A 14,626-nucleotide genomic window follows, 5' to 3' on the forward strand; every position below is an offset into this window, starting at 1 on the left:
TAACCCGCAGCTCAAAATCCCTTGCGGCTTACCTACAAAACTAGGCACCTCCAGGTACACAAAGCCATGGGTTTTGACAAAAAAATGCATGGGTAATGCACTTTTTCACTTAAACCTGCTCTTTTGGGGTATAACCAAATTGCTCTTTAAAGCACTTCCTGAAATGATTTACATCTGAAAACCCAACACTATAGGCGACTTCATTAACATTCAACTCTCCGTTAGACAACAATTGTGAAGCGCGCTTTAGTTTAATGCTCCTGACAAACTCCACAGCGGTCTGATTGGTTAAGGCTTTTATTTTCTTTGTAAAAGTATTCCTGTGCATAGCCACTGCCTCACTAAGCTGTTCAACGCTCAAAGTTTCATCTCCAATGTGTTTTTCAATGAATGCCAAAACTTTAGTTAAAAACAGTCCGTCGGCCTCACTGATTGCAATATTTTGAGGCTCAAGCATGATCTCTTTCTGATACCTCGATCTTAATTTCTGCCGGTTTTCAATTAAATTCCAAACCCTGGCTTCCAGAATACCAAAATTAAAGGGCTTTGTTACATAATCGTCGGCCCCGGTTTCCAGTCCTTCCATCTTAAAGATCAAAGGTGTACGGGCTGTTAAAAGTATTACAGGAATGTGGCTTGTGACAATATCCGATTTTAAATTCCTGCAAAGTGTTATCCCATCCATCTTTGGCATCATCACATCACTGATAATCAGATCGGGCATCTTCTCCTTAGCTAAATCCCAGCCCGCTAATCCATCAACGGCAGTATAAACTTCAAAATCGTCTTCAAATCCTTCTTTAACAAAGTTTAGGACTTCTTCATTATCTTCCACAAGCAAAATAGAGATCTTTTCCTTTCCTGCGTTTTTTAATATCTCTGCTTTACGCAAAGAAAATTGAGATGGTAACAATTGTCTTGCCGGTAAATATTCAGTTATATCCTCGCTACTCTTAAAATTTTCAATAACTTCTTCCGACTTAAAATATGCGTTGCCTATAGGCATCCTTACCTCAACACGGGTGTACCCACGTTCAGCTCCCTGCTCCGGCCTGCTATCAATCTTTATACTTCCATGGTGCAATTCGACCAATTCTTTAGAGAATGCCAATCCCAAACCAGTCCCCTGTACATTAGATTGGTCCCGCTCATCATGATAAAACTGAGTAAAGAGTTTATCCATGTTTTCCGGAGCAATCCCACATCCATTGTCTTCAACAGCAATAACCATGTGATCACCCTTTTCGTCAGCTTCCTGTTTCACAGACAGTGTAACTTTACCATGAACAGGCGTAAATTTTATAGCGTTGGATAGCAAATTATAAACTACTTTTTCCAGTTTGTCTTTATCAAACCAGGCCCACAATTCATCTGTCTCGGTTTTAAAAACCAGGTTAATATTCTTTGAAATGGAAAGCCCGCTAAATGCCAGTGAAATCTCTTTAAGGAAATGAACAACATTCCCTTTTGCAGCCTCCAAATGCATGTTACCAGAGTCAAACTTCCGGATATCGAGCAGCTGGTTGATCAGTTTTACGAGTCGTTCACTATTGCGCTGTATCAGCATCAGCTGATGCTGAACTCTATTATCACCGGCACTAGCTTTAACAAGCCGCTCTATCGGAGCCATGATGAGGGTCAAAGGTGTTTTAATTTCATGAGATATGTTCATAAAAAAGCTAAGCTTTTTTTGAGCCAGCTCCTGGTCCTTTAAATGACTAATAGATTCGAACTCCAGCTGTGTTTTTAGGCGTTCAGTTTTTTTCGAATAATTGTTAAACAAGTATAATAAAGTAAGGATTATCAGGGCATACCCTATATAGGCATACCAGGTTTTATACCATGGTGGCAACACCACTATTTTTAAAGTACGCGGTGTTTCATTCCATACTCCGTCATTATTCGCAGCTTTTATTTTAAACAGGTAGGTGCCCGGATCAAGATTGGTATAGGTGGCCATTCTCTGGTTAACCACATAATGCCAGGCATCATCAGAAAACCCCTCCAGCTTAAACGCAAATTGATTTTTTTCCGGATTGATATAATTGAGAGCGGCAAATCCAATACTAAAAAATGCCTGGTTATAGGCTAAAGTAATCTGTTTCGTCTCCTCAATCGGCTTCGCCAAAGGTGAATCCTTAATACCAAATTGAACGGGTTTATTTAAAATTAAAAAATCGGTGAATATAACAGCTGGTTTTACATGATTGGTTTTGATGTGATCAGGATCAAAAATGGTTGCTCCATTAATACCACCAAAGATCAATTGTTGCTTTTTAGTTTTAGTTCCCGCACCGGTCAAAAACTGATTACTTTGTAAACCATCCTGAACAGTATAATTAATAATGTTTAATTGACGGGCATTAAATGGCAGCTCAAATTTTTTAAATGCAATACAAGATATTCCCTTATTTGTACTGAACCAAAGTCGCCCCCTACTATCTTCAGCTATTTTATGAATGGTATTGCTATAAATACCTGTGGATTCAGTAATTGCATAGAATTTTTTCGCAGCAATGTCCATATAATTGATTCCTCCACCATCCGTACCTATCCACAACCTATTTTGAGCATCTTTATAAATACTCAAAATAGAACTGCTGGTGAGGCCATTGCTTCGGGCCTCGTCAAACTGATAAGTTTCAAAAGTTTGATGATGTATATTTAAACAGCTGATTCCCGAAGACTTGGTACCTATCCACAAGCGCTCCCCATCCAATAAGAGTGAAGTTATGTTGACCGAATTAATTGAATTACCGGAGTTTGGAGAAGGCAGATAATGCTTAACAACTTTATCATTTTTGATATAATACAAACCATCGAAATTTGTCCCCACCCACAATCCATCCTTACCTCTCAATAAAACATAATTTTGGATAAATCCGGGCACCAATGGTTTAGCGATGAGGTTGACATCATAAAAAGCGTGATTTTTTTTATCAAATATTTTCAAGCCACTTCCTGTACCTATCCAAAGTTTTGTATCATCCTCATGACTTGTAATGGCTTTAACACTGGTGTTTAACAACTCAGCCTTCTTTTTATCATTCCTATAGGTATGATAAATTGTAAATGTGCTATCCACATGATTCAAATCTGCAGATCCATTATCTGTACCTATCCATAATGAGCCGTCATTATCCTCCATAATGGCATTTACAATTTCGGACGACAATCCATTGTTATGACCTTGTTTACGGCCTAAATTGTAAAAGTTATCCGACTGATTATAAACCACATTAACCCCTCCATTATAAGTACCCAACCATATGCTGCCTTCTTTATCTCTCAATATGCAGCGTATAGAATTTTGGCTAAGTGAAGTTGGATAGTCAGGATCATGCCTATACGCCTTGATCTGATGATTGGTTAGACCAATTGTATTCAATCCATTTTTAGTTCCAACCCAAATTACCTTGTTATCAATTTCTATCAATGCTCTTACCGTATTACTCAGCAGTCCATTATCCTTGTTATAGTTTATACAAGTTTGAGTTTGGGCATTGTAAAAGAACAAACCTTCCGATTCGGTAGCGATCCAGTAATTACCAGAATGATCCTGAATGATGCTTCTAATAACAGCGCCAGGTAATTTACGATATGCTTTTAAAGCTGGCGGAATTGCTAAAAATCTACGGTTTTTCAAATCGTAAATTTTTAAAGTTTTAGCTGTACCTATCCATAAATGCTCTTGTTGATCAAAATATAAATATTGAACTTTATCACTACATATATTGGTTTTGGCATAGATCAGCTCTTTCTTATGGTGCTGGTTATAAATAAATAAACCGGCACTTGTCCCCACCCAAATCATACCTGTTTTATCCTGCACCATATCAAAAACCGCATATCTTTTTGATAATCCTTCGAGCTTATAGCGTACAAACTGATTTGTAGCCTTATTGTAACGGTTTATACCATTTAATGTACCAATCCACAGGTTGCCCTCCCTATCTTCTATCAATTTGTTAACCTGGTTATTGCTTAAACTTCCGGAGTTTCCGGGATCATTTTTATAGGTATTAAATTCAGTTCCATTAAACTTGCTCAAACCATCAAATGTGCCTATCCAGATTTGACCTTTTTTATCCTGCAAAATACTCATGGCGGTATTTTGAGCCAGGCCATTATCCACATTTAACCTTTTAAATACAAGCGTTTTTTGGGCAAATAACTGACTGATCTGCACAAGCAGTATCAGGCTTAAAAAAGCATGCTTCTGTATTTTTTTCAGTATCAATTGGGATTTTGTTACAGATTTCAGGAATTAAAATATTTGGTAAGGATAAAGATAACTGATTTATTGCTAAACTTAATCTGGCACAACTTGTTTTCTTTGTAAAAAACAAAGCAAATGAATACATCCCTTCAAATTGCAATATTAGATGATTATCAAAATGTAGCCTTCTCATTTGGCGATTGGTCTACCATACTCAAAAAAGCTCAGGTGGTTACTTTTAACGACCACATTACAGATCAGGATGCAATTATACAACGGTTAATGCCATTTCATGTGATCTGTGTAATGCGTGAACGCACCCCATTAACCAGAGCAATTCTCTCTGGTTTACCTAACCTTAAACTAATTATCTCTACCGGACAACGCAATGCTTCTATAGATACACAGGCTGCCGAAGAATCAGGCATTTCCATTTCAATGACCGGTTATCATGGAAGCGGAGCACCAGAGTTGACCTGGGCTTTGCTGCTTGCCATATCAAGGCACATTGTTGCTGAATCTGCTTCTTTAAGGGAAGGGAATTGGCAAAAAGGAATTGGTGTTGATCTGAAAGGCAAAACTATCGGAATTATAGGTTTAGGTAATATTGGCAGCGTAATCGCCAGATATGCTAAAGCCTTTGAAATGGAGGTGGTTGCCTGGAGTGAAAATCTGACCTTAGAAAAGGCGCATGAACATGGAGTAAAACTAGTTGGTAAAGAAGAACTGTTTAAAACAGCTGATTTTGTAACCGTACATTTAATATTAAGTGCGAGGTCCAGAAATATCATTACCTCAAAAGAGCTTTCTTTAATGAAACCATCAGCCTATTTTATCAATACTTCGCGAGGGCCGCTGGTAAATGAAGCCGATCTGATCAACACGCTGCAGAACAAAAAAATTGCCGGGGCAGCATTAGACGTCTATGATATAGAACCTTTACCAACCAATCATCCTTTCCGGAACTTACCCAATTTACTAGCCACACCCCATATTGGCTATGTAACAAAAGACACTTATCAGATATTTTTCGAGGACACCATTCAAAGAATTGAAGAATTTTTAGCTACAAGAAATGCTGAATAACAATCTCAGCATTGTAAAAAACTCTTTAACGCCTGATTTTATTATTATTAATTAGAAAAAACATTGAACGTTAACTTTTGTTATTGTTATCCGGGAACATTAAAAAACCCCGTTTCCAGCTTAATCCTACTCAGGTTCCACCCAGCATTTTTCTAAAAGCCCCACATCCAATTTTTTTTTTTGCTAAATAAAATAATCATGATTCATCTATTTCAACCTATTGAAGATTTTGTCATCAAATTAGCAAAACCCGAAACTGATCCTATAAATCAGGCTCGGGTTAAAATGCTGCTTTATATCCTGATTTTATATTTACCATTTACAGGTATATTAATTGTTGCCTATTCTATAGGCGGCCAGACCCCACATCTGATAAGAGTGAGTACGGTTTTTATAGCCAGCTTAGTACTCATATCCGCCATTTATTATACCCGTGCCTGGAGATTAGCTTCACATATATCACTTTGTTTACTCACATTGGCCGTTTGGACTAATTTATCCATATATGTACAAGGAATTAACGTAGAGACCCTGCAATTTATCTGGTTTGCCTGCGCACTTAGCTTTTATATGCATGGTTTAAAGTGGGGATGGTTCTATTCGGCAATTAATGTCTTACCAGTAATCATATATACGGGGATAGACAGTAAAAACTATTTCTATTTAGGCTCAGGTCCACATGAAGTTAACCAGGCTACTTATCTTTTTGTTACGGCCTATAATTTTCTATTGATCATCTACCTCCATTATTACTTCTTTAAAGCATTTAACCGCAACTTCATCAATCTAACGAAAACAAAAAACGAGCTAAATGAGCTGAATGAAAAGCTTAGTATAACATTGTCTGACCTTAAAAAAGTATCCAATGCGCGAATGGAGTTTCTTTCAACAATGTCGCATGAATTACGTACTCCCTTAAATGGCGTGATTGGTATATCCAATGCACTCTTACTCCAGGACCCGCGTGAAGATCAGGAAGAAAACCTTTCTGTGCTTAAATTCTCCGCCGAAAACCTATTGTTACTTGTGAATAACATTCTTGATTTCAATAAATTTGACTCCGATAAGGTTGAAATGGAACACATCGCGTTCGATCTCATCACCTTGCTAAAGAATAACCACTCCAGCCTTAAATTAAAGGCTCAGGAAAAAATGCTGGATTTAAAACTTACGATTGCCGAGGAGCTGGAAGGTAAAATTATAGTAGGTGACCCTACCCGTTTAACTCAGGTATTGCTTAATCTATTAAACAATGCTATTAAATTTACAGAAACCGGATATGTAGCCTTGTCTACCCATACCATTGATACAACTGAAGATCAGATCACCATTCGGTTTACAATCGAAGATACGGGTATAGGTGTAGAGCCCGATAAACAGCAACATATCTTTGAACCATTTATCCAGGCATCAACAAGTACAAGTCGCCATTATGGAGGTACCGGTCTTGGACTTCCTATTGTTAAGAAAGTTCTAAAGATGTTTAATAGTGATATTAAGGTGGTAAGCACAGTGAATACAGGAGCGAAATTCTTTTTCGATATCACCTTTCCGTATTTCATTGCTGATGCAACGATCATTCATAAACCTGTAGATACAAAGAACGAATTGGCACATCTGAAAGTTTTGGTCGCAGAGGATAATCCAGTAAATATTCTTGTCATTAAAAAGACACTGGAACAGTGGAATATTGTCCCTACAATTGCTGAAAATGGCCTGTTTGCCCTGCAAAAGTTAGAAGAGGGAGATTTTGATGTAATCCTGATGGATCTTTATATGCCTGAGATGGATGGTTATGAGGTAGCTGAGACAATTCGCAGTCTAAGTAACAAAAGAAAAGCCGGGATACATATTATTGCCCTTACAGCAAGTGTAAATCATAATGTAGCAGATAGGGTAAAAAAATCCGGGATGAACGACTATCTTTCAAAACCATTCGATCCACATCATCTGTTCCAAAAACTAAAACGGATGGGAATAGAAGCTCCTTCCTATAACTGATTTAGAATTTATGTGGCATCATTATTGGAATGTATTTTACAGTATACCAATATTTTACACCCTTAAAACATCTTCAAAATGGAAACAAGCAATCCTTTAACGCCAGCGCCTGTAACCTCAGACAGTGGGAAAACAGCTGCTATACTGAGCTATTTCGGTATAATTTTATGGTTAATCGCCTATTTTGCACTTCACAAGGATAAGAAAACAGATTTTGGTAGTTATCATCTAAGACAAACTTTACTATTCGCCATCATTTCAACAGTTATCTATTTTGCGCTCAGCTTTTTTCTGGGAATGTTAATCGCCATGACAGGCATGTTTGGTATTATTTACCTTGCATACATTGTATATGTAGGTCTATTTATTATCTGGATCGTTGGATTTATTGGCGTTTTAAATGGAGAGAAAAAACCAATGCCTTTAATTGGTGAAAGAGCGCAAACCATGTTCCCGGAGATTTAAAATCGGGAACATAGTCTGCACTATCAATCCTATTCTACAATCAGTTTACCTCTCATTGTAGCAACGTGTCCAGGAAAAGAACAGATATAATCATATGTACCTTTTTCAGGGACAGTAAACTCAATTGTGTCTGATTGCCCGCCTCCAAGTAGTTTGGTATGCGCAATAATTTTATCGCTTTCAGATTTAGGAATGTAATCGTTGTCCTTTGCTGTTAAAGCTTTTTTAGCAAAATCGTCGATGTTTGTACCTTGTTTTAAGAGGATAAAATTATGACCCATTGCGTTTTTATCCATTGTACCAATATGCGTAAATGTTAATGTAATTGGTTTTCCTGCAAGCGCTTTTAACTCTGTTTGATCATACTTCATCTCATCATGAGCTGTCAAGGTTAAAGTATTGCTGATTGCTTCCTCTGCCGGTGGAGCCATCTCCTCAACAGGAGTGCTTGGTGTTTCTGTTTTGTTTTCATTACCACCGCCACCACATGAACTCAGGGTAAATGTAAAAACGGCCACTAATGCTGTAATACTAAAGATCTTTTTCATTTTAGTTATGTTTAAATTCAGTATTACAACATTTATATAACTGATATAGTTTGTTTTTTATAATTATCCGTGAATTGCTTCTTTGTTTCCAAAGCTTTGGATCAGTTCTCCCTCAAATTCAAGCCATTCTTTCCATCTTTTTTCGACATCAATATCAATGGTATATTTACGGGCAAAGTTTAGAAAGATGGTATAGTGCCCTGCTTCTGAAACCATTAAATCGTGATAAAATTTTGCCAATTCCTGGTCTTTGATATTTTGCGACAATACACGGAATCGCTCGCAGCTTCTCGCTTCAATCATTGCTGCAAATAGAAGACGATCAATAAAAGCTGAATTCCTGCTACCATCTCTACGGCTGAATTTAACCAGTTTGCCTACGTAATCATCTTTACGTTCACGACCAAGGGTATAGCCCCGCTGCTTAATAATATCCACCACCATTTGGAAATGCTGCATTTCTTCAATGGCAATAGCGGTAAGCGCTTCCACCAAGTCCATATGTTCCGAATTATTGGCAATCAGGGTAATGGCATTCGTTGCTGCTTTTTGTTCGCACCAGGCATGATCGGTCAAGATCTCCTCCAAATTTGATTCAGCAATGTTTGCCCAACGCGGGTCTGTCAATAATTTTAATCCAAGCATAATGATAAATATCTTCTTTGGGCCAAAATTAGAAAAGATTTCACCTACCTATAGCTATATTTGAAAAAAGCCCAATGAAAGTTATAAAATTGCTGTTTTCAGGAATGATTTTTATCCTATCCGGTTGCGACAATAATGCTGCAGACAGCAATGCGGCTAAAACATTATATCGCAGTATCAATAAAGATGATACGGCTACCCTTAAAATAAAATTGACAGACAAAGAATTTTACGGACAATTTGAAATAAATTACCACGGAGCGTATAAAGATTCCGGGGATGTAACAGGAGCAGTAAAGGGAGACACTTTAAAGGGGACTTACCGTTTTCAACATTATGGGATAGAGACCTGGCATATCACCCCAATAGCCCTATTAAAAAAAGATGGTAAACTGATTATGGGTGAAGGTGCGCTTGAAATATACATGAACATGCCTTATTTCAAAAAGAACGTTCCAATCAATTATCAAAATCCCAGGTTTGTATTTGAAAAGGTTCGATGAATAGCTTCGATACTGATTTTTTTGCGTAAGGTTAACCTTTACAGATTTCAATTGTTATTAAGATAATGAAGGAAATTAAGGCCAAATTTACCAGAAAACAGGAGCTCATCAACGGATTAATTCATGGTATTGGTGTACTGTTCGGTATTAGTGGTTTACCGGTATTAGTTGGCATCGCCACGGCCCATAACAATGTACCTGCCATAGTTGGTGCCGGAATATATGGATTTTGTTTCCTCATGTTATTCACCTGTTCTACGGTATACCATCTGGCGATTGAACTAAGGGTAAAAAGACTCTTCGAAATTTTGGATCACATCAGTATTTACTTTCTGATTGCAGGGACTTACACCCCCTTTTTACTGATCTACATGGACAATACTTTCGGAATTACATTACTTTCAGTATTATGGGGATTAACCCTTCTGGGTGCATTTTTTAAGATTTGGTATACAGGCAAGTTCAACATCATATCCACTGTCATTTACCTGTTAATGGGCTGGATGATGCTAATCGGTGGAAAAAAATTCTTTGCCGTGCTCCCGGCATCGGTAGTGATTATGCTATTTATCGGTGCAGGCTTGTATTCGGCAGGGACTGTTTTTTATACATTTGGCAAACGAACTTATTCCCATGCAATCTGGCATTCGCTGTCACTGGCAGCAGCCATCTGTCATTATGTGGCTGTATTGCTCTCGATGTAGAATCCTTTCTTAGCATTATCAAATCATTTGCTTAAATCGCCAAGCATTTCTTTTGCTTTTTCAAGCAATTCATCCCGACCTTCTATAATGCCCTTTATCGTTGGTTTTAAAACATAATCAATCTTGACCCCTACCCGCTGTGTTGGCCTACCATCCGGATAAAATACGCCTATACCAGATATCATGGTAGAAATGCCTCCCGGTAATACGATTCTTGATACATTTCCATCTGCACCTGCGGTTGTACTACCAATCACTTTTACATAAGGAGCGCTTTGAAAAGCCATTGTTGTGTATTCAGCTTGGCTCTGTGAAGTCGAATTCACAATTACCACTACTTTACCCGAATAAATGCCACCAGTTAAGGCTCCGTTGTTTAAGGGCTCAGTATAGGTAAACCGCCCTGGTTGAGATAATTCTCCCTTAGTAAATTTCACAAAAGGACTCGATAATGATTTGATGTAATTACCGAAAGTAAATGGCATAAAATCAGAAGGATAACAACGCATATCTATTATCATACCTTTCGTGTTTTTAAAAAGCTCCTTTATCGCTGGCAGATCACTGTTTTTATATTTACCCGGGTAAATATATCCAATCTCATTATTTAACAACTTAAATGCCTTAGTTTCTGAAAGAGGGTTAAATTTCGGATAGTAAGCTATATCAAGACCATTTGACTTTTCAATAAGCTTTTTCCCCATTCGATTTAGTTCAACTGTAAAAACGTCTGTATTCCCTCGAAGTAAAAATCGTTCTGGCAAGTCCCTTAATTGGGTGTCGTAATTTGAGGCTGGCGTGTAAGGTAAAAATTCTTTTATCAACTGATCTACAGATTTACCATTGATATTTGAAATAATATCGCCAATTAAAAATTTCTGTTTTACATTAAGCGTATCTCCATAATAACCAGTAACGACTAATTTATTTTCAATAAAATCAGCTTTGAATGGAAGTTTATACTTTCCCTTAAATTGACTTAAACTTTCATTATAACTCCAGATATTAGCATGAGTATCGTTTATCTTAGCTATTATTTTAAGAGTTGCTAAAACATAAGCCTGGGTGTCCTTAGCTTCCACAAAATCAGGAATCGAGGCTTTTAGCTCATTATTCCAATTTGTTCCAATTATATCTTTATAAGGGAAAAAGTAATTGATCATCGCCCAATAACGATATAAACTTAGTATCCTGTAACCGGCATCCGGATAAGCCATTTTTACATACGACTTCTCATTTTTAAATTCAGGATTCCCAACCACTCCCATAAAGGAAACGTAATAATGTGTTGATGTCCTTGTGCAATTTCTAACAGAAAGCAATTTCTCTGTCAATGATTTTGAGAAAACAGAACTGTCAAATAACTGACCATAATCGGGTTTTATTGCAATAATCTTATTGTCTGTATATGGTTTCTCCTTATTTGGTAAAGGAATGGTCAGCTTATCCAGATAAGCTTCTAATGCTTTGCTAAGCTCGGTGTTGTCTTTTGCTTTAATAGCCTGTGGCAAAAATCTAAATAATTCTGCATCCCAATTATAATCACCTTTGGCAATTGATGGATGATGGTATTTAAGAAAGCCCCAAAACTGGCCGGCAAGCGTTAAATTATTCATAATTTGGGGTGTAATTTTAAAAGGCATAATTCCAGATGACTTACTAAATGCGGTATCTAAATCAGCTTTTGATAAAACCATTTGCTTTATGGGCACTTCGCTGATTGCTTTCCCGTCAATAAAAAGTTGAAAACTGTCAAACCATGCCTTACCCTTACCTACAAGTAATCCTCCAATATGAATTTCCTTTGCCGCCTCACTATCATAAGGTAAAGTTATTGAATACGCTTTCCAATCTTTAGTTCCCTTAAGATTTTTCATTTCCTTAGCCATATTATCGAAAGCAACAACACCGTCTTTACCATCTATACGCATCCACAGACCTGCATAGCCAGAGTCTACTTGTTCAGTTTTTATATAGCCCTTAAGCTCGATACTTTTGCCGATGAACGTTTTGTCAATTACATAGTCAATTACGCCAAATTCAGATTGATTGCCTGATTTTAGAATAGAAATTGAATATTTGCCAGACTGCTTAACTGCGCTGTCTATTTTCACAGCGTAAGCCAACTTTTGCTTGTCATTAAATGAAAAGCTCCAACCTTTCGGCATTTTAGTAACCGGATTAAGTTCTTCTGCATCTATATTATAGATTGGTTTTTGTGCGCAGGAAAGAAGTGAGTAAAATAAGAAACAGAGCGTTAAATAAGTCTTCATGATTTATATAAAGTTTAAGAAACCAATATAGTTTTTTTTTGAGCGTGAAATATAAAAATAAACTTAACATATTTTAACAATCAACTTCATAATTTCTTCAGAATTCAATCCGTTATTGCATTAACCATCAACCAAGTATATGGATAGGAAAGATTTTTTAGCCAGTATTGGATTATCAGCAACAACCTTTGCCTTAATCAATTGTATAGGTTGTTCAAAAAGTTCAAACTCACCATCAAATGGTACTTCAGGCCCAATGAATGTAGACTTCAGCTTAGATCTAACAGCGGGAGCAAATGCAGCACTGAACAATAATGGTGGATATTTGACTGCTAATGGCGTTATTGTTGCCCGTACCATGTCCGGAACCTACATTGCAGTACAAAGGTCCTGTACTCATGAAAACTACGGACTAATTTATCAGGGTAGTGCCAGCAGATTTTATTGTGCCAATCATGGTGCCACTTTTTCAGAGAGCGGAACGGTAACTAATGGCCCTACTTCAAGACCTTTAACAACTTACCATACGCAACTAACAGGCACTTCATTAAGAATTTATAGTTAACAAGATGAAATTATTATTAATCGCATTACTTAGCTTTATTCCTGTCTCCTTAATCTGGAATATAAATTTCAACGAAGCACAGCTACAAGCTAAAACCTCACATCATCAAATCCTGATCAATTTTTCAGGATCTGATTGGTGTGGCCCTTGTATCCGTTTAAGAAAAGAAATTCTGGAATCGGAAGCCTTTGAAACCTATGCTAAAGAACACCTGGTATTGGTGCGTGCAGATTTCCCACGACAAAAGAAAAACCAATTACCTGCTGACCAGGTTAAACAAAATGAGGCTCTGGCAGAAAAATACAACCCTGATGGTAAATTCCCATATACCCTACTGATAGATGAAAATGGTAAAGTATTAAAATCATGGGATGGATATCCCAGCAATATGACACCTGAAAAATTTGTTCAGGAAATCAACGCTTATCAGTCTGGTAAATAAGCCACATATGAAAACGAAGGCTACTTATAATCGTGTTTTAAAACTGATGGGCAACCGTTTTGAGTTTACCGTAATTACTGACGATGAAGCTACGGGACAAAATGCAATTGATGCAGCCATAGCGGAGGTTAGCCGGATTGAAACATTACTCAGCACCTTTAAAGATGCCAGTCAAACCAGCCTGATCAATAAATATGCAGGGATAAAGCCGGTAAAAGTCGATATGGAAGTCATAAAGCTCATTCAGCGTTCAGTAAAGATATCTGACATTACCCAGGGTGCGTTTGACATTACCTATGGTTCCATTGATAAAAGCTTATGGAACTTTGATGTAAACATGACTTCTCTACCCGATTTCGAAACCGCATTACAATCGGTAAGCCTGATCAATTATCAGAACGTAATGATAGATACTGAAAGTTCAACCGTGATGCTAAAAAACGAAGGAATGCGCATTGGATTTGGAGGTATAGGAAAGGGATATGCAGCCGATAAAGCTAAACAAATACTGCAAAACCTGGGAATTGAGCATGGAATAGTGAATGCCGCCGGCGACTTAATTACCTGGGGCCGCCAATTGACGGATACACCATGGACAATAGGCATTGCAGACCCAAATCAAAGCGACCGCCCTTTTTCGGCATTAAACATTAGCAATATGGCTATTGCCACATCCGGAAATTATGAAAAATATGCAACTATAAAGGGCCGGAAATACTCACATACCATTGATCCAAAAACAGGCTTACCTGTGAGTGGAATTAAAAGTGTAAGTATCATTTGTCCCAGTGCTGAACTGGCTGATGCACTCGCTACACCTATAATTGTAATGGGTGTTGAGGTAGGTCTTGATCTGATTAACCAACTGGAACAAATAGCCTGCATCATCATAGATGATAATGACCAGTTGTATACTTCCAAAAATATTAATGTAAAACACTGATATGAAAACGTCCATTCAACTATCTGTACTTCTGAGTGCAAGCATTTTTGTTCTTAGCCTATTCGAAGCTTGCACTGCAGTTAAACCCTATCAAAAAAACCGACTAAATGATGCCGAAATGGCGCTATCCTCCAGAACTGTGCAGAAATTTGAACAGAGTTTCCAATTATATCGTGAGGGTGGTTCTGGTGCTAATGGCGGCAAAAGCGGTGGTGGCTGTGGTTGTAACTAA

Annotated in this window: 13 protein-coding genes; 9 read left to right on the forward strand and 4 right to left on the reverse strand. The window is 37.5% G+C overall.

Annotation, left to right across the window (positions count from 1 at the left end; all coding sequences use genetic code 11):
- Positions 1-109: 109 nt before the first annotated feature.
- Entirely contained in the window at positions 110-4,240 is a 4,131-nt protein-coding gene (locus P0Y49_13185; GenBank protein ID WEK17751.1) for a two-component regulator propeller domain-containing protein, read from the reverse strand.
- Positions 4,241-4,354: 114 nt separating this feature from the next.
- Here P0Y49_13185 and P0Y49_13190 point away from each other — a divergent pair, with 114 nt between their 5' ends.
- The 3 genes from P0Y49_13190 to P0Y49_13200 all read left to right on the forward strand — a co-directional run bounded on the left by P0Y49_13190 (position 4,355) and on the right by P0Y49_13200 (position 7,771).
- A complete protein-coding gene (locus P0Y49_13190) occupies positions 4,355-5,305 on the forward strand; it encodes a D-2-hydroxyacid dehydrogenase family protein (protein WEK17752.1) in 951 nt (316 codons plus the stop codon).
- Positions 5,306-5,503: 198 nt separating this feature from the next.
- Positions 5,504-7,306 (forward strand): response regulator, encoded by a 1,803-nt coding sequence (locus tag P0Y49_13195; GenBank protein ID WEK17753.1) that lies wholly within the window; start codon positions 5,504-5,506, stop codon positions 7,304-7,306.
- A gap of 78 nt (positions 7,307-7,384) precedes the next feature.
- Entirely contained in the window at positions 7,385-7,771 is a 387-nt protein-coding gene (locus P0Y49_13200; protein ID WEK17754.1) for a DUF4870 domain-containing protein, read from the forward strand.
- Between the two features lie 29 nt (positions 7,772-7,800).
- On the opposite strand, the gene P0Y49_13205 is transcribed toward P0Y49_13200, so the two are convergent.
- Together P0Y49_13205 and P0Y49_13210 are read right to left on the reverse strand one after the other, a co-directional pair.
- A complete protein-coding gene (locus P0Y49_13205) occupies positions 7,801-8,319 on the reverse strand; it encodes an azurin (protein ID WEK17755.1) in 519 nt (172 codons plus the stop codon).
- Between the two features lie 63 nt (positions 8,320-8,382).
- On the reverse strand, positions 8,383-8,964 hold the full coding sequence (locus P0Y49_13210) for a tRNA-(ms[2]io[6]A)-hydroxylase (GenBank protein WEK17756.1): 582 nt from the start codon (positions 8,962-8,964) through the stop codon (positions 8,383-8,385).
- A gap of 74 nt (positions 8,965-9,038) precedes the next feature.
- Here P0Y49_13210 and P0Y49_13215 point away from each other — a divergent pair, with 74 nt between their 5' ends.
- A complete protein-coding gene (locus P0Y49_13215; protein ID WEK17757.1) occupies positions 9,039-9,467 on the forward strand; it encodes a hypothetical protein in 429 nt (142 codons plus the stop codon).
- 65 nt (positions 9,468-9,532) lie between these two features.
- Positions 9,533-10,171, forward strand: a complete 639-nt coding sequence (locus P0Y49_13220) for a hemolysin III family protein (protein ID WEK17758.1) — start codon at positions 9,533-9,535, stop codon at positions 10,169-10,171.
- A 23-nt stretch (positions 10,172-10,194) separates the two neighbouring features.
- On the opposite strand, the gene P0Y49_13225 is transcribed toward P0Y49_13220, so the two are convergent.
- Positions 10,195-12,444, reverse strand: a complete 2,250-nt coding sequence (locus P0Y49_13225) for a S41 family peptidase (GenBank protein ID WEK17759.1) — start codon at positions 12,442-12,444, stop codon at positions 10,195-10,197.
- Between the two features lie 139 nt (positions 12,445-12,583).
- On the opposite strand from P0Y49_13225, the gene P0Y49_13230 reads away from it, so the two are divergent.
- Genes P0Y49_13230 through P0Y49_13245 form a run of 4 tightly spaced genes read left to right on the forward strand, consistent with a single transcriptional unit; the run spans position 12,584 to position 14,626 of the window.
- A complete protein-coding gene (locus tag P0Y49_13230) occupies positions 12,584-13,009 on the forward strand; it encodes a Rieske 2Fe-2S domain-containing protein (GenBank protein WEK17760.1) in 426 nt (141 codons plus the stop codon).
- Between the two features lie 4 nt (positions 13,010-13,013).
- Positions 13,014-13,451: a thioredoxin family protein gene (locus P0Y49_13235; protein ID WEK17761.1), complete on the forward strand. Its 438-nt coding sequence runs from the start codon at positions 13,014-13,016 to the stop codon at positions 13,449-13,451.
- 7 nt (positions 13,452-13,458) lie between these two features.
- Positions 13,459-14,394, forward strand: a complete 936-nt coding sequence (locus tag P0Y49_13240) for an FAD:protein FMN transferase (GenBank protein WEK17762.1) — start codon at positions 13,459-13,461, stop codon at positions 14,392-14,394.
- 1 nt (position 14,395) lies between these two features.
- Positions 14,396-14,626 (forward strand): DUF4266 domain-containing protein, encoded by a 231-nt coding sequence (locus P0Y49_13245; protein WEK17763.1) that lies wholly within the window; start codon positions 14,396-14,398, stop codon positions 14,624-14,626.

It is taken from the genome of Candidatus Pedobacter colombiensis, from assembly GCA_029202485.1.
Taxonomy (GTDB): Bacteria; Bacteroidota; Bacteroidia; order Sphingobacteriales; family Sphingobacteriaceae; genus Pedobacter; species Pedobacter colombiensis.